Annotated in this window: 17 protein-coding genes; 8 read left to right on the top strand and 9 right to left on the bottom strand. The window is 63.1% G+C overall.

The window, feature by feature from the left end; translation table 11 throughout:
• Nucleotides 1-3 precede the first annotated feature (3 nt).
• The 5 genes from ACUN9V_RS15445 to ACUN9V_RS15425 all read left to right on the top strand — a co-directional run bounded on the left by ACUN9V_RS15445 (nt 4) and on the right by ACUN9V_RS15425 (nt 5,551).
• Nucleotides 4-1,020: an ABC transporter ATP-binding protein gene (locus ACUN9V_RS15445; RefSeq protein WP_445512041.1), complete on the top strand. Its 1,017-nt coding sequence runs from the start codon at nt 4-6 to the stop codon at nt 1,018-1,020.
• Nucleotides 1,017-2,072, top strand: a complete 1,056-nt coding sequence (locus ACUN9V_RS15440; protein WP_445512040.1) for an ABC transporter ATP-binding protein — start codon at nt 1,017-1,019, stop codon at nt 2,070-2,072. The genes ACUN9V_RS15445 and ACUN9V_RS15440 overlap by 4 nt, the downstream gene beginning before the upstream one ends.
• 129 nt (nt 2,073-2,201) lie before the next feature.
• Nucleotides 2,202-3,113 carry a LysR family transcriptional regulator gene (locus tag ACUN9V_RS15435; protein WP_445512039.1) on the top strand — a complete coding sequence of 304 codons (912 nt, stop codon included), beginning with the start codon at nt 2,202-2,204 and terminating at the stop codon, nt 3,111-3,113.
• Between the two features lie 22 nt (nt 3,114-3,135).
• Nucleotides 3,136-4,473, top strand: coding sequence for a Xaa-Pro dipeptidase (pepQ, locus tag ACUN9V_RS15430; protein WP_075562277.1), 1,338 nt, complete (start codon nt 3,136-3,138; stop codon nt 4,471-4,473).
• Entirely contained in the window at nt 4,466-5,551 is a 1,086-nt protein-coding gene (locus tag ACUN9V_RS15425) for a hydrolase (protein ID WP_445512038.1), read from the top strand. The genes pepQ and ACUN9V_RS15425 overlap by 8 nt, the downstream gene beginning before the upstream one ends.
• Before the next feature lie 47 nt (nt 5,552-5,598).
• Here the strand turns inward: ACUN9V_RS15425 and msrA are convergent, their stop codons facing one another.
• The 4 genes from msrA to ACUN9V_RS15405 all read right to left on the bottom strand — a co-directional run bounded on the left by msrA (nt 5,599) and on the right by ACUN9V_RS15405 (nt 13,369).
• Nucleotides 5,599-6,243 (bottom strand): peptide-methionine (S)-S-oxide reductase MsrA, encoded by a 645-nt coding sequence (gene msrA, locus ACUN9V_RS15420; RefSeq protein WP_445512054.1) that lies wholly within the window; start codon nt 6,241-6,243, stop codon nt 5,599-5,601.
• A gap of 64 nt (nt 6,244-6,307) precedes the next feature.
• Nucleotides 6,308-10,534 (bottom strand): autotransporter assembly complex protein TamB, encoded by a 4,227-nt coding sequence (gene tamB, locus ACUN9V_RS15415; RefSeq protein ID WP_445512037.1) that lies wholly within the window; start codon nt 10,532-10,534, stop codon nt 6,308-6,310.
• On the bottom strand, nt 10,498-12,339 hold the full coding sequence (tamA, locus tag ACUN9V_RS15410) for an autotransporter assembly complex protein TamA (RefSeq protein ID WP_445512036.1): 1,842 nt from the start codon (nt 12,337-12,339) through the stop codon (nt 10,498-10,500). Before tamA ends, tamB begins: the two co-directional genes overlap by 37 nt.
• Nucleotides 12,340-12,343: 4 nt before the next feature.
• Complete coding sequence (locus ACUN9V_RS15405) at nt 12,344-13,369, bottom strand: hypothetical protein (protein WP_445512035.1); 1,026 nt, start codon at nt 13,367-13,369, stop codon at nt 12,344-12,346.
• A gap of 359 nt (nt 13,370-13,728) precedes the next feature.
• Between ACUN9V_RS15405 and ACUN9V_RS15400 the strand changes: the two genes are divergently transcribed.
• Nucleotides 13,729-14,325 carry a Fe-Mn family superoxide dismutase gene (locus ACUN9V_RS15400; protein ID WP_445512034.1) on the top strand — a complete coding sequence of 199 codons (597 nt, stop codon included), beginning with the start codon at nt 13,729-13,731 and terminating at the stop codon, nt 14,323-14,325.
• 71 nt (nt 14,326-14,396) lie between these two features.
• On the opposite strand, the gene ACUN9V_RS15395 is transcribed toward ACUN9V_RS15400, so the two are convergent.
• Together ACUN9V_RS15395 and galU are read right to left on the bottom strand one after the other, a co-directional pair.
• Nucleotides 14,397-15,677 carry a nucleotide sugar dehydrogenase gene (locus ACUN9V_RS15395; RefSeq protein WP_445512033.1) on the bottom strand — a complete coding sequence of 427 codons (1,281 nt, stop codon included), beginning with the start codon at nt 15,675-15,677 and terminating at the stop codon, nt 14,397-14,399.
• A gap of 4 nt (nt 15,678-15,681) precedes the next feature.
• Entirely contained in the window at nt 15,682-16,569 is an 888-nt protein-coding gene (gene galU / locus ACUN9V_RS15390) for a UTP--glucose-1-phosphate uridylyltransferase GalU (protein WP_075562272.1), read from the bottom strand.
• A gap of 286 nt (nt 16,570-16,855) precedes the next feature.
• Here galU and ubiG point away from each other — a divergent pair, with 286 nt between their 5' ends.
• A complete protein-coding gene (ubiG, locus tag ACUN9V_RS15385; protein WP_075562271.1) occupies nt 16,856-17,626 on the top strand; it encodes a bifunctional 2-polyprenyl-6-hydroxyphenol methylase/3-demethylubiquinol 3-O-methyltransferase UbiG in 771 nt (256 codons plus the stop codon).
• The gene (locus tag ACUN9V_RS15380; RefSeq protein ID WP_075562270.1) at nt 17,623-18,300 is read left to right on the top strand and encodes an HAD-IA family hydrolase; all 678 of its coding nucleotides are present in this window, start codon (nt 17,623-17,625) and stop codon (nt 18,298-18,300) included. The genes ubiG and ACUN9V_RS15380 overlap by 4 nt, the downstream gene beginning before the upstream one ends.
• 38 nt (nt 18,301-18,338) lie before the next feature.
• Here ACUN9V_RS15380 and ACUN9V_RS15375 read toward each other — a convergent pair whose 3' ends face one another.
• From ACUN9V_RS15375 to pal, 3 genes are read right to left on the bottom strand one after another with little or no spacing between them, the layout of a single operon-like run.
• Nucleotides 18,339-19,103 carry a YciK family oxidoreductase gene (locus ACUN9V_RS15375; protein ID WP_075562269.1) on the bottom strand — a complete coding sequence of 255 codons (765 nt, stop codon included), beginning with the start codon at nt 19,101-19,103 and terminating at the stop codon, nt 18,339-18,341.
• Between the two features lie 18 nt (nt 19,104-19,121).
• A complete protein-coding gene (gene ybgF / locus ACUN9V_RS15370; RefSeq protein ID WP_075562268.1) occupies nt 19,122-19,973 on the bottom strand; it encodes a tol-pal system protein YbgF in 852 nt (283 codons plus the stop codon).
• 18 nt (nt 19,974-19,991) lie between these two features.
• Entirely contained in the window at nt 19,992-20,504 is a 513-nt protein-coding gene (gene pal / locus ACUN9V_RS15365; protein WP_075562267.1) for a peptidoglycan-associated lipoprotein Pal, read from the bottom strand.
• Between the last annotated feature and the right edge of the window lie 35 nt (nt 20,505-20,539).

The raw sequence follows: 20,539 nt of genomic DNA, 5'->3' as shown, positions 1-20,539 counted from the left end.
CCCATGGCACTGCTGGAAGTCGAACATCTCGATGTCCGCTTCCCGCTACGGCGGGGGGAAATACGCGCGGTTCGTGACTTGAGCTTCTCGCTCCAGCGAGGCGAACGGCTGGGCATCGTGGGCGAGTCCGGCGCCGGCAAATCGGTGCTCGCTTTCAGCCTGCTGAAATTGCTCTCGCGCCCCGGACATATCGTGGCCGGCACGGTCCGTTTCGAAGGGCGCGAGTTGACCTCGCTGTCCGAAAGGCAGTTCCGACGACTGCGCGGCAATCGTCTGGCGATGATATTCCAGGATCCGTTGACCACCCTCAACCCGGTATTGACCATTGGTCAGCAGATGATCGAAAGCCTCAAGGCGCACCGACGACTCTCGACTCGCCGGGCCAGGATCGTTGCGGTCGACAAGCTGCGTCAGGTCCAGGTGTCGTCACCCGAACGCCGTCTCGAGCAGTATCCGCATCAGCTTTCCGGCGGACTCTGTCAGCGCGTGGTCATTGCCATCGCCCTGCTGCTGGAGCCGGATATCATCATCGCCGACGAGCCCACCACGGCGCTCGACGTCACGATCCAGGCCGAGATCATCACCCTGCTCAAGCGGCTGTGCGATGAACACGACGTCGGGTTGATCGTGATCTCCCACGATCTGGGCGTCATCGGCCAGCTGACGCAACGGACGCTGGTGATGTACGCCGGGCGCATCGTCGAGCAGGGGCCGACCCGCGAGATCATCAACGACGCTCAGCACCCGTACACTCAAGGCCTGATCAATGCCCTGCCGCAGATGACACTGCCGAGACAGCGTCTGCATCAGATCCCCGGTTCGATGCCGACGCTCTCCGAGGTGCCCAGCGGTTGCGCCTTTCATCCCCGCTGCGCCTATCGCATCACGCCCGAAGGAGTGCCGCGCCGAGACTGTATCGAAAACGTACCCGAGCCCGTTCGCTCCGGGGAGTGTCAGGTGGCCTGCCATTGGGTCGCCGAGTTGATCGCCCGCGAGCCGGCCGAGGAGCGCGCGACATGACCCAGCCCGAGACACTTCAGACGCTGGGTCGCGCTGCCGACACGCCGGAGCCGCTGGTCAGCGTTCGGCAGCTGCGCAAGCGCTTCGCCCTGCATCCGGAACGCCTCCTGCCGTGGCGATTCGACAGGCGTCAGCGTGGCTGGCGGCGAGAGCGAATTTATGCCGTCAACGGGGTCGATCTCGATATCCAGCGTGGCGACGCGCTCTGCGTGGTGGGGGAATCGGGCTGTGGCAAGTCGACGCTGGCACGCCTGATCATGGGCTTGGTCACGCCCAGCGACGGTGAAGTACATTACGACGGCCGGCGTATCGATCATCTGAATGCCAGGCAGTGGCAGCCGTTTCGGCGGCGCATGCAGATGATCTTCCAGAATCCTTACGCCTCGCTCAATCCCCGTCTGACGGTGCGACAGGCGCTGGAGGAACCGGTTCGTATCCATCACCCCGACTGGTCTCGCGACCGGGTCGAGGCGAAGGTCGAGGCATTGATGGACGATGTCGGCATCGATAACGGCTGGGGCGATCGTTTCGCGCATGAGTTCTCCGGCGGGCAGCGCCAGCGCATCGCAATCGCCCGGGCGCTGAGCGTCGACCCCGAGTTCGTGGTGGCCGATGAACCCGTCTCGGCGCTCGACGTCTCGGTGCAGGCCCAGGTCCTGAATCTGATGATGGACGCCCAGGCCTCGCATCGACTGACCTATCTCTTCATCACCCATGATCTGGCGGTCGTCGAGCATTTCGCCACTCGGGTGGCGGTGATGTATCTGGGTACGATTTGCGAACTGGCTGACGCCGATACGCTGTTCGCACGCCCCCGCCATCCGTATACCCGGGCGCTGCTGGCGGCTAGCCCACGACTGGACGATGCCTTCCCCGGCCAGCTGCGACTGAGCGGGGAGCTGTCGATGCCGCTGCAGGCGCCCTCGGGCTGCGTGTTCCGCGATCGATGTCCGCATGCCAACCGGCGTTGCCGCGAGGCGGCCCCTACCCCGGTCACGCTGGATCGCGGCCACCAGGTCGCCTGCCACGCCGTCGAGGAGGGACGCATCTGATGGCCGTCGATGATGGTCGCCACATGGCGTATCGGTTAGGCTGGCCGCAACCGGCTCTGTGCAGATGAGATGATGTGCCAACCCGCCGTCCGCGACATCGCAACAGCGTGATTGACGATAGAGAACACCATGGAACTACGTTGGCTCGAAGACTTCATCGTCTTGGCCGAAACGCGTCATTTTTCCCGTGCCGCCGATCAACAGAATGTCACCCAGCCGACCTTTTCGCGACGCATCAAGCTGCTCGAAGAATCAATGGGCGCCACGCTGGTCAATCGTCAGACACTGCCGCTCAGCCTGACCCCCGCCGGCGAGGAATTTCTGATTCTGTGCAAGCAGATCAGCGAGCGAGTGCGAGTGACCCGGGAGCGGCTGAAGAATCTCGACCGAGAGGACGCCCGTCGCGTCAAACTGGCGGCGCCCCAGAGTCTGGTGACGCATTTCGTCCCCGCCTGGCTGGAGGCGAACGCAATCAGCCAGCAGGTCGAACCTTACCTGCGCGCGACCGGCTGGCTGATCGAGGACTACTTTCACGCGCTGGAACGTGGCGAGGTCGATCTGGCGCTGTGTTATTGGCCACAGGGGCGCACGGCGCTGGACCTGGATCTGACCGGCGTACGCTATCTAGAGATCGGCGAAGAGCGTTTGGTGCCGGTAAGCGTGGTCAATCCCGACGGCCAGCCGCGTTATGCGCTGCCGGGGGATAAGCGAAGCCCGCTGCCGCATATCGCCTATCATTCCGGCGGCCTGATCGCCGCGGCACTGCAGGCACACTGGACGCGATCGCGTCAGGAGGTGCATCTCTCGACGCTCAACGAAAGCGTCCAGACCTCCAATATTCGTGAACTGGTGCAGCAGGGTTACGGCCTCGGTTGGCTGCCCTGGCGCACGGTTCGGCAGTTGCTCGAGACCGGCGATCTGACACGGGCCGGCGACCAGCGCTGGGACGTGTCGCTGTCGCTGCGCCTCTACTTTCGCCACGATAGCCGGCACCCTTCGTTAGCGGGCCTGCTGACGCAACTTTCTGCTGCTCATCGATGAGCCCTAGGACAGGAGACGCTCAATGACGTCTGACAACAACACCGTCGAAGCCCTTCAACGCGCTCATCTGGAACGCCTGCAGGCCGCCTACGCCACGATTCTGGCCGAACAAGGTTTCGATGCGGTGCTTATCTACAGCGGCCATGCCGGCACCTTCTTTGCCGACGACCAGCAAGCGTCGTTCAGAGGCTACGGTCACTTCGTCCACTGGACCGGCGCCAGCCATCATCAGCACGACTGGCTGCTGGTTCAGCCGGGTCGCGCTCCGCGCTGGTACTACTATGCGCCGGCGGATTTCTGGCATCTTCCGACACCCGCGCCAGCGGGCGTGCTGGCAGAAGTCCTGGCGTTGCAGCCGCTTCGTGATACCGGCTGGCCGCCCCCGCAGGAGGTTTCCGCTCGTCGACTGGCGGTGATCGGCAACCTGGACGCCTCGTCGATGCCACTAGGGGCGGAACTCAATCCGCCGGCACTGATCGCCGCTCTGGATGAGCTGCGCATGCGCAAGGACGATTACGAGCGCCACTGTCTGTTCGTCGCCAACCAGTGGGCGCTGGCCGGCCACGAGGCAGCGCGCGACGCCTTCGCGATGGGTGCCGGCGAGCTCGACATCCAGCTCGCCTATCTGGCCGCCACGCGTCAGCGGGAATCCCAGGTCCCCTATCAGAACATCATCGGCATCAATCACCACGCCGGCACTCTCCACTACCAGCACTACGCCTCCGCGGCGCCCGCGACGCCGAAGTCGTTACTGGTCGACGCCGGCCACGCGCACGCCGGCTACGCCGCGGACATCACCCGAACCTGGGCTTCCATTCACGCCGACCCGCTATTCGAGCGTCTCGTTCAGGGCGTGACCGACTACCAGCACCGCCTGATCGCGCAGCTGGCGCCGGGGCTCAATTTCGTCGAGCTACACCTCGACATGCATCAATATCTCGCCGAACTCCTGGTCGATACCGGGCTGACCTCGATGAGCCCGGCCGCGGCGGTCGAAAGCGGGCTGACGCGCGCTTTCTGCCCCCACGGCCTGGGCCACAGCCTGGGCATACAGGTTCATGACGTCGGTGGCCGGCAGCGCGATAGCCGGGGGACGCCGTTGCCGCCGCCGGTGGCCGATCCGGCGCTGCGCCTGACCCGCACGCTTGACGAAGGCATGGTGGTGACGATCGAACCGGGGCTATACGTGATCCCGATGCTGCTGGAACCCTTCCGTCAGGGCTCGCAAAGCCGTGCCATCGACTGGGCGGCCATCGACCGGCTCGCGGATCATGGCGGCATCCGGATCGAGGACAACGTGATCATCACGGGGCAAGGTCACGACAACCTGACCCAGGGCGCACCGATTCCCGATGAGTGAGACTCGCCCGTCCGGCATGATCGCCGCGGCCGACTTCGATCCGCCGTGGTGGCTTCGCAATGCGCATGTGCAGACGCTGCTGCCGCGCCTGCTGCGGGGGCGATCATTGAGGCAGGATCCCGAGATCGTGAATCTGCCGGACGGCGATTTCGTGGAGCTGGCATGGGCGAGCCCCGTGCCTACCCGCGACGACGCGCCGATCTTCGTGCTCTTTCATGGCCTGGAAGGATCATTCGATTCGCCGTACGCGAGAGAACTGCTGTACACCGCGTCAAATCTCGGGTGGCGTGCCGTGCTGATGCATTTTCGGGGCTGCGGTCGGGAGCCGAATCGACTGCCGCGGGCGTACCATTCCGGCGATACCGCAGACGCCCGCTGGATCATCGATCTGCTGGCGCAGCGTTATCCCGGTGCATCGATGGTGGCGGCGGGTGTTTCCCTGGGCGCCAACGTGCTGCTCAAGCTGGTCGCCGAACACAGCGCCGATGAGCTGCCGCTGGCCGGCGCCATCGCGATCAATGCCCCGCTGGATCTGGCCGCGAGCGCCGACACACTCGATCGCGGCTTCGCGCGGGTCTATCAGCGCTATCTGCTGCGACAGCTCAAACGCAAGGTGATGACTCGGCTACAGACGATGTCGCTACCGCTGAGGATCACCTCCTCGGATATTCGGCACCTGAACAGTTTTTGGGCCTACGACAACGATATCACCGCGCCAATGCACGGTTTCCGTTCGGCCAGCGATTATTATTGCCGCGCCTCGGCGGGCCCGCTGCTGGGCGAGATCGAAACACCCACGTTGGTGCTGCACGCCGCCGACGACCCGTTCATGCCACGAGATCTGTTCTCGCGCCTGCCGGCCCCTTCCTCATCGGTTCGGGTCGAGATCGCGCGATACGGTGGCCATGTTGGATATGTCGAAGTGTGTGGCGGTCGGCTGCGCTCCTGGCTGGCCCGTCGGATCGGGGCCCAGCTCCAGCAGTGGGCACCCTGCCCGTCCGAGCCGCCGAGTTGTCCTTCTGAACCGAGATCCCGCCCATCCGAACCGGCTGCCCGTCCCGCTCGGCAGGATCAGTGAGTCGGGACAGGCAGGAAACCCTGTACCGAAGCCGACCGAACGTGCGGTCAGGCCGGCAGCGGACAGGTCACGCCGGTGCCCTTCAGTCCGCAATAGCCGTTGGGATTCTTGGCCAGATACTGCTGGTGATACTCCTCGGCGTAGTAGAACGTATCCAACGGCCGAATCTCGGTGGTGATGACCCCTAGCCCGCGCGCCTGCAGCGCCGATTGATACTCGTCTCGACTCCGTTGCGCTGCCGTCTGCTGTGCGTCGCTGGTGGTATAGATCGCCGAGCGATACTGCGTGCCCATGTCGTTGCCCTGGCGCATGCCCTGAGTAGGATCGTGCGCTTCCCAAAAGGTGCTCAGCAGGGATTGAAGCGTCACTCGAGCCGGGTCATAGACGACCAGAACGACCTCGGTGTGGCCTGTCCTGCCCGAGCATGTCTCTTCATAGGTCGGATTCGGCGTGACACCGCCGGCATAGCCCGCCGCCGTCACGACGACGCCTTCCTGTTCCCAGAACAGGCGCTCGGCGCCCCAGAAACAGCCGGCCCCGAGCACGATCTGCTCGGTCTCCGCCGGAAACGGTGGCTGCATCGAGGCGCCATTGATCAGGTGCTCGCCGCTGATGGCGATGGGCTTATCGCGCCCCGGGAGTGCTGTTTCCGCGGTGGGGAGCGATTCGGAACGTCGTTGAAACATGGTCATCTCCCAGATGTCGAAGTCGGCGTCCGAGGTGTCGGACGCCGTTAGGGTCAATTGCCGGTGGCCTTCAATTGCCGCTGGTACGGCCGAGGCTGAAGGTATAGATCAAATCTACGGCCTGCGCAGCACCGGAGACCGCCTGAAGATAGAGGTTCTGGATCAGGCGGTAGCGCAGCGTCAGTTCGGCGATGGGAGAGAATATGCCGACGCCGTAACTCACCTTCAAGTCATCGAAGACATATCCGCTGACCACGACCTGACTGTCGTCGCCGGATCCCGATGCATCGAGGCTCAGATCCTGGACCCCGAACGCTTCGCCGACCTGACCCACCGCGCTACCGGTCTGAGAGAGCGACAGCCCGATCAACGCCGAAGTCAGGGCATCGTCACCGCCGCCGGCGTCCTCCGGTGCTCGCCCGCGCAGAATGTAGGAAAGCGCTCGGCTTTCCGTCATTGCCGGCTCGGAGAAGATCGTCAGCCGTGGCGCCGATGCCGAACCGGTGACCCGCAGCCCGGCGACCACGTCGTCTTCGGTGGTGTCGGGATTGCGAATCGCCTCGAACTGCAGGCTTGGCTGCGAGGCCGCGCCACTGAACAGCACCTGCCCCTGGCGAATGATCAGATCCTGACCGAAAGAGGTGTACGTGCCGTCGGTCAGATTGACGTCGCCATACAGCTGGACCGGGCCGGTGCCCTGGCGAACCTGTAGATCGCCGGTGAGCCCGGCTTCGAGGCCGTAGGCTTCCAGCTTCATGTCGGGCCCGAGATGCAGGTTGACGCGAACATCGAGCTGCATGCCGGCATCGGCCAACGCCTGTGCGGTACCCGCCCCGTCTTCGCTCTCCCGGGCGGCGGCGGCTGCCTGCTGCCGGCGATCATCTTCCTCACTGATGATCACGGTATCGCTGCTGGGCGCCTGAGCCGAGGCAGGCAACTGGCCGATCTCCAGACGCGCCCACGGCACGGTGACGTCGCCGCGTACCTGAAGTCGCTGCGGCATCGCATGGATCTGAAGGTCCGGCGACACCCGCAGCCGGCCGTAGGCCGGCATCGCCACCAGCAGCGGCGAGTCGGTGCCATCGATATTGACGTTGGCTCGCCAGTTGGCCGGATCCCGCCAATTGGCATCGCCGGTCAGCTCGAGGCGGCCGTCATCGCTCTGGACGAAGCCCTGCAGCGTCGACGACTGGCCCTGCAGGGCCAGCGTCAGTTTGGCATCGGTCACCGCGACCGGCGATACGCCACCCTTGACCTTGACGCCATCGATGACGACATCGCCATTCAACGCGGGCATGGCCAGCGTGCCACCGAGCGAGACATCGCCGTTGACGGCCCCTTCCAGTTGATCGATGCCTGCCACCAGCGGCCGATAGGGGCTGAAGCGGAGATCGCTCATCTGCAGCCGTCCTTGCAGCGCGCCGTCGCCGGCCGGATCGTCGACTTGGGCCTGGAGCTGAATTCGCCCCGCGTCTTCCAGTTGCAGATCGAGCTGGGTCCGGGCCTGCTGCTGATTGGCATCCAGCGACAGTGACATCGTTGCCGCCGGCACTTGCCACGGCGCGCCGCGCGCATCGACGCCGCTGACCGCGACGTTGCTGTCGATATCGGCTTTGGCGGCCCAGGCCTGGCCGCCACGTGACCAGCTGGCAATCAGCTTGCCGTCGGTCTGGCCGTCGATCTGCCAACCATCGGGCATGAAGTCGTCGAGCAGTGCCATCGGAATGTCATCGATCGACAGCGCCGCTCGGCCCTGGTCCGCGGAAGCGGTCATGCGTTCGGTCAGGCATAGCGCCCCGCCTTGCTGCCGATCGAGACAGAACGGCGAAATCATAGCGCTGGAATGGGTCAGATCGGCATTGAAGCCCAGCGAGTCGCGCAACGCGATATCGCCGTAGTCGGTTGAGGCCGAGAGCCGCGAGAATGCGCCTTTATAATGCTGGAATGCGCTGTCGAGGCCCCCCTGCAGGCGAATGGAGGCCTGCGAGAGCGGCAGACCTTCACCGCCGCTCACGTCGAGAGAGAGCTGATGGCTGGACAGCCGGCCCTGCAGGCCCAGATCGATGGCGCTGATCTGTTGACCGCCGGCCTGAATGCCAGCGGCAGTGAAATCGACGTCGAACTGCGGATCCTGCGTCCCGGTGGAATTGGCTTTCAACGTCAATCGATCGAGGCGGTTCTCCGCATAGCCGACACCGCTGCCCTGCAGATCGATGGCGATCTGCGGGCGCTCCAGCGTGCCACGCCCCTCGAACTGGCCCCGCAGGGCGCCCGAGAGTGCCGGCAGAATCGTGCCCAGCGCGGGGGCGTCGATACGGCCGTCGATATCGAGATTCTGGTCGACGCGCCCGCTGGCGGTGACCCGATTGTTACCCTGACGGAAATCCAGCTCACGGATATCCCACTGCATCTCGCTGTTGCCATCGATCTGCGCATTCAGCTTGAGCGCTCGCTGCTGGAGCGTGCCATCGATCGCCAACTGAGGGACCGACAGCTGCCAGCCGCCATCGTCGCGCATGGCGAAGGCCGCACGCGTCTGACCGTTCAGCTCTCCGGTCACGGCCTGGGTGAAAGCGCCCAGCGGTAGTTTTTTGAAATCGAGGTTCACGCTCGCCGAGAGCACCGGCGTCCAGCGTACCGTGCCCTGGCTATCGAGTTGACCGCCCTGACTGGCGACGTGCATGGGCTGCCACTGGAAATGGCTCAGATCCCCCTCTCCGGCCACCGTCAGCGCGACGGGCGGCAGTCCCTGTCCCTGCCCGGCAAGATCCACCGCGGCACGATAGTTCTCGAGCCTGCCGTCGACATCCAGGGTCAGGTGGTCGAGCTGGTATTGCGGCGGTGCAGAATCGGCGGCGGCAACGCCACTCACCGCCCGCGCGGCCCCGATAGCCGTGGGGTCGATAGTCGCGGCAACGTCGAGCCCTTCACCCGAGTCGGGCAGAGACGCGAACGGGCTCGTCGCCAGCGGCCAGCGCAGCTGGCCCGTTTCGACGTGCAGCGAAAACGGTAGACCTGGTTCGAAGGCCTGCACTCGAGTATCGATCGCGGCTCTGGCCTTGCCGTCGGTGCGTAGTTTGACGTCAAGATCGGCGAGCGTGCCGGAAGCGTCGAGCGCAACCGTCTGCCCGTCGATCGGCGCCCGCGTGACGCGCCCATTCAGCGATAGCGAGAACGGGATATCACCCTGCAGTTCGGCGCTCGCCGTGAGCTCGGCGTGGCCGTCAGGGGCATCCACCATCAGTCTCTGTATCTCGATTTTGCGGTCGACGGCGGAGAACGCCAGCTCCAGCCGGTTCAGTTGCTGTGGGCTTGGCCCGTCGAGTCTGACATCGCTGATCGTCAGGCTGGGTGCCTCAACTTCCAGCGGCAGCTGAATGTCGGGCAGCTGCTGGCGAAGATCGCGAAGCGTCTGCTCGATCCGCTCGACGCTAGCGTCACGTTGCGAGGTATCCCCGTCTGCCACGTTGGCCGTCGCGGCCAGCGTCAATGGCGTCAGTACGGCCGCCACCCGATCGTCGGAGTCAGCGTCGGCACCGGCTGTCGACGATGCGCCTCCAGAGGCTTCAGAGGCGACAGTAGCCGGCGTCGCCGGAGACGCGACGCGTTCGCCAGTCGCGTTCTCGCCGGCAGCCTGAACGGTCAGCGCCGCCTGCATGGCGTCCGGACTCACGACGCCGGGGCCAAGATCGGGCATGGCCAGCGCCTGGTCCGGGCTTTGCGGCAATCGAATACGCGCCTGGTCCAGCGTCGTCGGCAGTAGTTTTAGGTGATTGCCGGCCATTTCGGCGCCGGTCTGAAAATGCTGCCAATGAATGTCGGTGCCGTCGGCCAACTGAACGCTGACGTCATCCAGCCGCACCTGGCGAATCTCGATCGGTAGCGGTACCGAGATCGAGGGCATGCCGCTGTCGCCGTCCGTTTCGGGAGGCGGCGTCGGTTGCTGATCACTCTCGCTCATCCGGATACGCGCACCGACCACGCTCAGATCGTCGAGACACACGCGTCCCTTGAGCAGGCAGTCATCGGCCCAGGCGAGGTGAAAGTGATCCACGGCCACATCCAGCGTGCCGGCCGACAGGTGCAACCCGTCGATGGTCAGCTCGTCGAGCGGGGCGCCCTCGAAACGCTGCGCCTCGACCCAGCCGCGCGACTGCGCCTGATCGAACAGCCAGTGGCTGCCCCAGGGAGACAGGCCCAGTCCGATGAGCGTCAGCACCAGGCCCAGTAGCCACAGGATCAGGAACAGCAGCAGCCGAATCAGAACTCCGGTCCGATGGAGAAATGGAGACGCCAAGAATCCTCCTCGTCGTCAAACGGGTGGGCGATATCGAAACGAATCGGCCCAACGGGTGAAATCCAGCGCACGCCAACACCGGCGCCGGTCTTGAGCTCGTCTGGCCACCATTCGTCGAAGGCGTTGCCCGTATCGACGAACGTGGCGCTCCAGAAGTTGCCGGCCAGATGACGCTGGTATTCGACGCTGCTGGTCAGCATGTGTTGGCCGCCCAGCAGTTCTCCATCGTCGTTTTCCGGGGACAGACTTTCATAGGAGTAGCCGCGGATACTCTGATCGCCCCCGGCGAAGAAACGCAGCGACGGTGGCACCTTGTCGAAGGTGTTGGTGGCCATGGCGCCGCCGCCGATCCGACCGACGAAACGGTTTTCGCTACCCAGCATGCGCACCCACTGGGAATCGAAGGTGGTTCGCACGAAGCGAGCGTCCGAACCCCAGGATGGATCCGACCACTCCAGCGTCAGCTGCTGCTTGTCGCCCCAGCTCGGGAAGGTCTCGTTGCGCTTGCGGGTGCGCGACCAGCTGATGCCGGGATAGAGCAGCAGCACGGCGTCGTCCTGATCGGCCTGGGTAAAGTCTTCGTAGGTGGTCTGCCAGTAGAGATCCTGGATCCAGCCATTGGAAAACTCCCAGTGGCGTGCCAGCTGCACCGAGCTCTCGAAGCTCTTGGTGTCTTCGTTGTCGATGTTCTTGAGCCCGTAGCGAACGCGGTAACTGTCCCGCAACGGGTTGGCGAGCGGAATCGTATATTCCCCGGAGACGCGCTGCTCCGGCGCCGAAAGAAACAGCGAGTTGGTCAGACTGTGGCCGTAACGATTGAGCCAGGGCATGGTCCAGGTGAACTGCGTTCGCGGACCGACGTCGGTGGCGTACCCCACCCCGACCTCGAACTGATGGCGATCCGCCGGCGTCAGTTCGACATCGACCGGCACGATCGTCGGCTGGCTGTTAGTCAATTCACGGGCGGCGCTCAGGCCGGGGCCACCCATGACTTCGGTGTTATCGGCCATCGTGTCACGCCCGGTTGCGGCGCTCCACCATCGGCTGGGCGGCGTCGGGGAAGCGTCTTCATTGACGCGCGGGCGCACCGCGACCCCGGCAAACCAGTTGGTTTGTCCCAGGTTCTGATTGAGCGTTGCCAGATCCCCGGCAATGTAGGGATCGCCCGGTTCGAACGGAATCATGTTTCTGAGCCGGCGCTGCTCGATCTGGCTGCCCTTGAAGTGAACGTTGCCGAAGCGATAGCGTGTCCCGCTATCGAAGTCGAGAAAGATGCGGGCGCTGTTCTCCCACGGCCGAACTTCGATACGCTGCTGGCGAAAGCGCGAATTGAAGTAGCCTCGTTCCAGTGCCAGCGTGGAAATCTTCCCCTTGTAACCGTCGTAGCGCGAGTGCAGCAACGGGTCGCCGACCTTGAGCGGACTGCTCGCCATGACCTGCTCGAACGCCTCGTCCTGTTTGGCATCGCCCTCGAGCGAAAGATCGACTTGGGTGATCTGCGTACGCTCGCCGGGTTTGATATCGATGACGACGCGTTTGTTATCCTCGTTGGGGTAACGGGTGGCGAGACTGGCGTTGTAGTAACCGAATGCCTGCAGTGCCTTCTCGGCACGGTCACGCACCACGCCGTCGAGACGTTCGCGGGTGGCCTGGCTGTCGGCTTCCAGCTCCGAGAGAATGTCGATGACGTTCTTCGCCGGTGGGCCACTCAATCCCTTGACGGTGACATCGAGCGCCCAGGCATGCCCTGCCGCGGGTAGCACAAGGCACAGCAGTCCCATCCGTAGGACTCTAGCTTGAGACATCGGCTCAACCTCCGCCGCGCTGTAGGTTGGAAACGTTGGTGATCAGCGACGTCACGCGACGCGTCAGCTGAGCGCGACTGGCCTCGAGCGACCCCAACCGTTCCCTGAGGTCGCGAATCTGGGACGCGCTGGCGCCGGTGGGCATATCGCTGATACGCGACTGCAACGATTCGAGACTCGCGCTGAGCGCGGTCTGGCCCTGGCGAAGTTCCGTGACCGCTCCTTTAAGTTGGTCGACGTCGTCCGCAGACGGAGACTCCTGCTGGGCCAGGGTACCGACTCGTGTTTCGAGCTTCGACACCGTCGATTGCAGATCGTCGATTGCCGCCTGGATATCCGAATCATCCGTCGTCCCGAGCTGCTGCGAAAGCGCCTGCTGATCTTGGCGAAGTTGTTCGATCGACGCGCTGAATTGGTCGGCTTGCTCTTGATTGGCCTGCTGCTGCCGATCGACGGCGTCACCGAGCGAAGCGAGTCGATCATCCCGCTGTTGCTGGCCTTCCTCGAGCGTGGCAAGTCGTGCTGCCATTGCGCCCCGCTCATCCTTGCCAGTGCTCTCCAGCGCGGTGAACGAGGACTGTAACGCCCCGATCAGCTCCCTGAGGTTCTGGTCGGTCTTCTGCAGCGATTCGAATTGCTCGGCCTTATGGTCGCCCTGCCGGAAATCGGCGACTCGGGTTTCCAGACTGCCCACGGCGGCCTGAGTGCCATCGAGCTGATCGCGGAGGCGGTCGAATTCGGCGCGCAAGCTTTCACCGGATGCGTCCAGCGTCGAGCCGGTGGAATCCAGCCGCTGGTTGAGCCGGTCGATCTGCGCATTCTGCGCCTGCACTGTCTGCCAGAGTTGCCAGCCGCCTGCGCAGGCCCCGGCAATCAGCAACAGAAGCAGGATCCACAGCGGCCATACCCTGGGGGCACGACGGCCGCCGGCCCCTCGATAATGATGTGTCCCGGCCCTGGGCACCGTCATGTCGTTGCGGTCGGGGACGATGCTCGGAGAAGCGCGATGCTCGTCGGATCGTGATGGCATGGCCGTCTTATACCTTTCCGATAATGTTGCGGACGCCGATTCTGCGATCGAGATGATCTTCGACGCCTGGAATCTCGAACTGATGAAAATATGCCAAAAAGGTTCCTGTCGAGCGGAACCCGCAGAATGAAGGCTCAATGCCGCAAGCCGGGCGTAAACCGCTGACGCAATTACGTTACGTGAAAGCCATCACAAAGCCTAGGCTTGGCAGCGTACGGTTCGCATGATAACGGCCGCGGCCGCAATGCGTATCGCATTGGCGATCCGATCCCGGTTCGCGGTAGCATGCCCGCCGTCGGCCGATCTCTGTCGGACTCTTTTTCCGCTACTCCGTTCCTCTCCCACTGTCGATGAATACGATGCCCCATTTCGCTTCCCGGTTCGAGTTGCCCGCGCTTCCCTTCGAGCGACATTCGCTGGAACCCGAGGTATCCCGGGCGCAGATCGACCTGCTTTACAGCCACCATCATCGACGTCACATCGACGAGCTCAATGCGCAACTGGCTTCCGACGACGGGCGCTCACTGGCTGCGCTGGCAAAAGCCGAGGAAGCTGACGTGCGTGACTCGGCGCAGGAAGCCTGGAACCTGGTGTTCTTCTGGCATGGACTGAGCGCGCGAAGCGTGGAGATGCCGGAAAGGCTCGCCCGACGAATCGAGGCGGCCTTCGGTGGGATCGGCGGACTGCAGTGCCAATGGCGCGCACGGATCCAGGAAACCACCGCCGGATGGTGCTGGCTGATGCTCGATTCCAAGAGCACTTTGCGCCTGGCAACGTCGTCGCCGGGCGAGTTGCCGGATGAGATGACACCCTTGCTGGCGATAACCCTGACCGATGAGGCCTATCGAATCGATCATCGACACGATCGTGGCGAGTATTTCGATGCGCTGTGGCCCCACCTGAACTGGGAATACGCGCAGCTCAACAGCGAGGTGGCGGTTCGAACGCCGGTCTAGAATGACCGGCGCTCGCCCCGTCTACAGGGTTGCCGTCGGGGCTAGAACCAGAACCAGGGAGAAAGCTAGAACTAGGCCCGGCGACCGATACCCCGATAGACGAATCCCCGAGACGCCACGTAGGTCGGATCGTAGATATTGCGGCCGTCCAGAATCAGCGGTGTCTTGAGCGCCTGCAGCAGACGTCTCCAGTCCGGATTCCAGTAGCATTTCCACTCCGTCACCAGCATTAGGGCATCGGCCCCTTCGCAGGCGCTGTAGAAGTCTCCTTCACATATCTCGAGCTGCGGATGATCCGGATAGTGCGCGGCCAGTGCGTGCAAGGCGGCCGGGTCGTGTACCTTGACCCTGACGCCCTGCGCCCACAACGCTTCCAGCAGCGTCAGCACCGGAGCGTGATCGATACGCGCGGTGCCCGGTTTGAATGCTGCGCCCCAGATGGCGACCGTGCGACCTTCCAGTTCGCCCTCGAAATGGTTCCAGAGTTTCCGGAACAGCGTCTCTTTCTTGCTCTCGTTGATATCGAGCACATGCTCGAGCAAGTGGGATTCGCGCCCCGTCGAGTGCTGGACGTCGGCCAGGCGGACCAAGTCTCGGGAGAAATTGGGGCCGCCGAAGCCGCAGCCGGGGTAGAGATATTCGAAACCAATACGCGTATCGGCCCCCATCCCCTGACGCACGTACTCGACGTCCACGGCGAGCGAGTCGGCCAGGCCAGCCAGTTCGTTCATGAAGCTGATACGCGTGGCCAGCATGCCGTTGATGGCCAGTTTGGTCAGCTCGGCGGCACGACGCGGCATCAACTGGAACACTTCATGGCGTCGGTTGAACGCACGCAGCAGCTCACGGATCTGCTGGGTACCCCAGTCGTCCTCGCTGCCCAACAGCCAATGCGCCGGTCGGGTGAACGTTTCCCAGGCGCGGCCTTCCTCGATCCGGTCCGGCAACGCCACGGCCACCTGCGAGGAGTGCCCCAACAGCGCTTCCAGCTTCTCTGTCTGGCCCACGGGAAACGTCGAGTTGTTGACGATGATCAGCGGCGAGCTTTGTCGCCCCGGCACCGCGGCAACGTAGCTCTCGGCGGCCTCGCGTTGATCCGGCGATAGTGCCAGCCAGTGAACATCGGCTTCAGCATCGTCGGGGACGGCATCGACGATCACCAACTGTCCCGACTCCTGGCCGGCCTGAATCTGGTCCCTGACGCCCGGTTCACTGATCAGCCAGTCGGCATTGGCCAGGCTTTCCCAGGGAAAGTCGGCATGTGGCATCCAGGTAACCTGATGCCCGACCGAGCACAACGCGGCGGCGGCAGTCGCCGCGGCCAGTTCGCTACCATGTACGACCACCCGCATGGGTCTACTCCTCAGCCGCGTATTGCTGAATCAACTGACGGAAGCCTTCGCCCAGCTTCGGATGCTTCCGCCCCAGGGCCAATGTGGCTTCGAGATAGCCCAGTTGGCTACCGCAGTCGTAGGTTTGCCCCTGCATGCGGTAGGCGGCGGCACCGCTTTGTTTGCGCAGGGTTTCCATGGCATCGGTGAGCTGAATCTCGTTGCCCGCCCCCGGCGGCGTCTCTGCCAGGATCGGGAAGATTTCGCCCGGCAGCAGATAGCGACCGATCACGGCCAGCGTCGACGGCGCTTCCTCGACCTTGGGTTTCTCGACCATGCCGGTCAACGGTGCGCTTTCGCCAGCAGCTGGCTCGTCACCTTCGAGCGCGACGATGCCGTACTTGTAAGTCAGCTCCTTGGGCACGGTCTCGACCATGATCTGGGCCTTACCGGTCTCGTCGAAGGCCTTGATCATGCCCATCAGATCGTTGCTGGCCATGCCGTTGTCGTCGATCACGACGTCCGGCAGCAGTACCGCAAACGGGTCGTTGCCGATGACCGGACGCGCGCAGAGAATGGCGTGACCGAGGCCAAGAGCCTCTGGCTGGCGTACGCTGATGATATTGACGTCATCGGGGATGATATTGCGAAGTTCCTCGAGCAGTTCATCCTTGCCCTTGGCTTCCAGCTGCGTCTCGAGCTCGAAATGCTTGTCGAAATGGTTTTCGATAGCGCTTTTCGACGAGTGCGTGACCAGGACGATTTCCTTGATACCGGCCTTCACCGCCTCGGTGACCACGTATTGAATCACCGGTTTGTCGACGATGGTGATCATTTCCTTGGGGATCGCCTTGGAAGCGGGCAAACAACGGGTGCCGAATCCGGCGACGGGCAGTACAGCCTTGCGAATCATCTTTAGGTCCTTCCCTTCCTGGGTATGAAATCAACGGGCGTGGGGAGCCTGACATCGAGTCTCCTGCTAGCTTAGCGGGCGAGACGCCGAAAGCACAGTCGCACAATGGCGACAGGCCATGTCGATTATTGCCAGCCCTTTTTGCTAACTTGGCATCCAGCCTGGCTACCGTCCATAGTAGAATATCGTAAAGCCAGGTACCGCTGCACCGGCGCATCCCCTCTTTCGGTGGCATGAACTCAGCCAACTCAGCGATACATCGACATTCCGGTAAGGAAACCAGTCCATGACACCATCACCTCACGATAACGCGGCGCCCCATGACAATGTCGATCGGGCCGAAATTGCCAAATTCGAGGCATTGGCCAGCCGCTGGTGGGATCGGGAAGGTGAGTTCAAGCCTCTGCATGACATCAATCCGCTGCGTCTGGGATTCATAGATTCTCAGGTATCGCTGGCCGGCAAGCGCGTGATCGACGTTGGCTGTGGTGGCGGCATTCTGAGTGAAGCCATGGCAATGCGTGGCGCCGACGTGACCGGGATCGATCTGGGCGAGGCGCCGCTGTCGGTCGCCAGACTCCATCAGCTGGAGAGCGGCGTGGAAGTCGACTATCGGAACATCAGTGTGGAAGCGATGGCGGCTGAGCACGCCGGTGAATTTGACGTGGTGACATGCCTCGAAATGCTCGAACACGTGCCCGATCCGGGCTCCGTGATCGAAGCCTGCGCCAGGCTGGTCAAGCCCGGCGGCCACCTGTTCTTCTCGACGATCAATCGCAATCCGAAATCCTATGCGTTCGCGATCCTCGGCGCCGAATACGTACTGGGCCTGCTGCCGCGCGGCACGCACGAATATCGCAAGTTCATTCGCCCCTCCGAACTGTCCGGCTGGTGCCGTCAGCACGGCCTGAGGCTGCAGAAGCAGACGGGGCTGACCTATAACCCGGTATCACGACGCTACCGGCTGACCGCGAGCGACGTATCGGTCAACTACATGGTGCATGTCCGCCCCGAATGGTTCGGAGAAGAGCGAACCGGTAGCGGCGACGACAAATGAGCGCGACGGCATTGCCGCAAGGGCTGCTGTTCGATCTCGACGGCACCCTCGTCGACACCGCCCCCGATCTGGCCGAGGCTACCAACCGGCTGCGTGAGCACCATGAACTGGCGCGTTTACCCTACGAGGACATTCGGGCCCAGGTGTCCAACGGCGGCAGTGCTCTGGTCACGTTGGCCGTGGGATGGGCCGTCGACCATCCGCGACATGCTACCGCGCGCGAGTTTCTGCTGGAGCGCTATGCGCAAGCCGTCGCGGAGAAAAGCGAAGTCTTTCCGGCACTCGTGCCGCTGCTGACGCGATGGGAAGCGGCCGGACGGCCTTGGGGCATTGTCACCAACAAGCCGCGGCGTTACGCCGAACCGTTGATTGCGGCACTCGGCCTGGCACCGGGAGTCATGCTCTGCGCGGATGATCTTCCCGTCAGGAAGCCCGACCCCGCCCCACTGTTGGAAGCGGCCAGACAGATCGGTGTCGACGCGCCGCGATGCTGGTACATCGGGGATCATCGGCGGGACATGGAAGCCGCCAATAGCGCCGGCATGGCGGCAATCGCCGTACGCTATGGCTATATCGCGGAAGATGACGATATTGACGCGTGGCCGGCCACGCAGTGGTTTGCCACGCCGGCGGAACTCACCGACACCCTGCTGGCGTTGCTCGAAGCAAGGTGAATGGAGTGTCGAGCGGCGATCTGAGGTATGCGTCTGGCTCAGGCTTTCGCCTTCGGTGGCTGGGCGTCGAACGCCTGGCCGCTGACGCCCTCGCTGGATGAGCCCATCAGCCACAGGTAGGTCGGCATGATCTCTTCCGGCGTGCGAAGCTCCATAGGGTTTTCGTCCGGATACGCCGACTGACGCATGGCCGTGCGCGTGGCGCCAGGATTGAGCGAGTTGAAACGAATGGCAGCGTCGCGATGCTCGTCGGCCAGAATCTGCATCAGACCTTCGGTGGCAAATTTCGAGGTCGAATAGGCACCCCATTTGGCGCGCCCATGGCGGCCGACGCTAGACGAGGTAAAGACGACGGATGCGCTGCTGGAGCGCCCCAGCAGCGGCAGCAACGCTTGCGTCAGACCTAACGTGGCGGTGAAGTTGACCTGCATGACCCGAGCCCATAGCTCCAGATCGTAGGCCTCGACCGATACCCGCTCTCCCAGAATGCTGGCATTGTGAAGCAAGCCGTCGAGGCGGCCGAACTCCTTTTCCAGCTTGGAGGCGACTGCCAGATAATCCTGGGGTGTCGCGCTTTCGAGATTGAGCGGAAAAATCGCCGGCTGCGGCCCGTTCATCGCCTCGATGGCATCGTAAACCACTTCGAGACGACTGACGCTGCGGCCCAGTAGAATCACCGTGGCGCCGTGATGCGCATAGCTCATGGCTGCAGCGCGGCCGATACCTGCGTTCGCCCCGGTCACCAGAACGATCTTTCCGTCGAGTAGCCCGGTTGGCGCCTGATAGTCGATGTGGCACGTCATGCTGGTGTCCTGATCCGATCAGTTACCCATCTGATTGAGAAAGTCGCTCGCCATCTGGGCCGCGTTGCTGTCGGGATAATCGTCACGAGCCTGCTGCAGCAGCTGACGGCTGCCCTCGGTATCCCCCTGACGCGCTTTCAACAGCCCTAGCTTGTATAGCGCATCCGGAACCTTGTTGCTCTGCGGATAGTCGCTGATAACCGTGTCGAATGCCTTGACGGCCTGATCGAGCTGCGACTGCGCGGAATAGAGTTCACCTAACCAGTAGTGTGCATTGGGCACGAGACTGGATTGCGGATAGTCGCTGATGAAGCTCTGGAAAGCGGTGATGGCCGAGTCGAACTGGCGAGACTGAACCTGTTGAAACGCCGCCTGGTAAGCATCACGGCCGTCTTGACCGCCGGCTCCAGACTGGCCACCGCTGTCACCTGCGTTGGACGAGGACTGCGTCGAATTCCCGGCGTTGCTGGCGTTTGCGCCGCTATCGCTCGCGACATCGTTGGCCGCACCGTTATCGATACTGGTGTTATCCAGATCGCTACCGGAATTGCCGCCACCTCCTGCCCCCATCCCGCCGCCGGAGATGCGATCATCGAGGTCAAGATACTGCTGCTGGGTCTGCTGTTTCAGCTGATCCAACTGGTAGCGCAGCTCTTCGACTTGGCCACGAAGCTGCTGAATCTGCTGTTGATTGTCCTTCAACTGATTGAGGATCGTCAGCGTCCCCCCACCACTTTGGCGAGCTTCCGTCTGACTATAGAAGCCGTTCGACTGACCGGTGAGGTCATCAACGGCAGGTTGCTGAGCCCATACGGACAGCGGGAGCACCAGGGCTCCCGCGCCGCACAGTCTTTTCAGACCGTGTTTCATGCTTTTCTCCGTCGGTGCTTAGTACGAAAATACGACGCGACGGTTCTTGGCGTAAGCTTCTTCAGTGTGGCCCTGAACTGCCGGACGCTCTTCACCGTAGCTGACGATCTGGATCTGGGACGGAGAGACGCCCTGAACGGTCAAGTACTGCTCGACCGCCTGCGCACGACGCTCGCCGAGACCCAGGTTGTATTCACGCGTACCGCGCTCGTCTGCATAACCCTGCAGTGTCACGTTGGTGCTCGAGTTCGCCATCAAGTACTGCGCATGGCCATCGAGAACCGATTCGAATTCAGGGCGAATTTCTTCGCTGTCGAATGCGAAATAGATAGTGTCGACGTTGGGCTTCTGGTCATTGGCGCCCATCTGGGAGCCGGAAGTGCCCTGGCCGGATGTCATGCCCTGGCCGGACGTGCCGCCCGCGGTGCCATTCATGTCCCCTTCCTGGGTACCGCCACTGCTGGAACAACCAGCCATTACTGCTAGCGACAGCGCGACTGCTAATGTCTTCGCGTAGGTATTCATTTGCATTGTCATCTCCTTGCTCGGATGTCGAATGACACACT

This window comes from Salinicola sp. V024 (assembly GCF_052645315.1).
This window is presented reverse-complemented; position numbering and strand designations above follow the sequence as displayed.

Excerpts from the sequence above, each read along its gene's own strand:
- ACUN9V_RS15445 (WP_445512041.1), top strand. The coding sequence starts at position 4 with ATGGCACTGCTGGAAGTCGAACATCTCGATGTCCGCTTCCCGCTACGG.
- ACUN9V_RS15440 (WP_445512040.1), top strand. The coding sequence starts at position 1,017 with ATGACCCAGCCCGAGACACTTCAGACGCTGGGTCGCGCTGCCGACACG.
- ACUN9V_RS15435 (WP_445512039.1), top strand. The coding sequence starts at position 2,202 with ATGGAACTACGTTGGCTCGAAGACTTCATCGTCTTGGCCGAAACGCGT.
- pepQ (WP_075562277.1), top strand. The coding sequence starts at position 3,136 with ATGACGTCTGACAACAACACCGTCGAAGCCCTTCAACGCGCTCATCTG.
- ACUN9V_RS15425 (WP_445512038.1), top strand. The coding sequence starts at position 4,466 with ATGAGTGAGACTCGCCCGTCCGGCATGATCGCCGCGGCCGACTTCGAT.
- msrA (WP_445512054.1), bottom strand. The coding sequence starts at position 6,243 with ATGACCATGTTTCAACGACGTTCCGAATCGCTCCCCACCGCGGAAACA.
- tamA (WP_445512036.1), bottom strand. The coding sequence starts at position 12,339 with ATGTCTCAAGCTAGAGTCCTACGGATGGGACTGCTGTGCCTTGTGCTA.
- ACUN9V_RS15405 (WP_445512035.1), bottom strand. The coding sequence starts at position 13,369 with ATGCCATCACGATCCGACGAGCATCGCGCTTCTCCGAGCATCGTCCCC.
- ACUN9V_RS15400 (WP_445512034.1), top strand. The coding sequence starts at position 13,729 with ATGCCCCATTTCGCTTCCCGGTTCGAGTTGCCCGCGCTTCCCTTCGAG.
- ACUN9V_RS15395 (WP_445512033.1), bottom strand. The coding sequence starts at position 15,677 with ATGCGGGTGGTCGTACATGGTAGCGAACTGGCCGCGGCGACTGCCGCC.
- galU (WP_075562272.1), bottom strand. The coding sequence starts at position 16,569 with ATGATTCGCAAGGCTGTACTGCCCGTCGCCGGATTCGGCACCCGTTGT.
- ubiG (WP_075562271.1), top strand. The coding sequence starts at position 16,856 with ATGACACCATCACCTCACGATAACGCGGCGCCCCATGACAATGTCGAT.
- ACUN9V_RS15380 (WP_075562270.1), top strand. The coding sequence starts at position 17,623 with ATGAGCGCGACGGCATTGCCGCAAGGGCTGCTGTTCGATCTCGACGGC.
- ACUN9V_RS15375 (WP_075562269.1), bottom strand. The coding sequence starts at position 19,103 with ATGACGTGCCACATCGACTATCAGGCGCCAACCGGGCTACTCGACGGA.
- ybgF (WP_075562268.1), bottom strand. The coding sequence starts at position 19,973 with ATGAAACACGGTCTGAAAAGACTGTGCGGCGCGGGAGCCCTGGTGCTC.
- pal (WP_075562267.1), bottom strand. The coding sequence starts at position 20,504 with ATGCAAATGAATACCTACGCGAAGACATTAGCAGTCGCGCTGTCGCTA.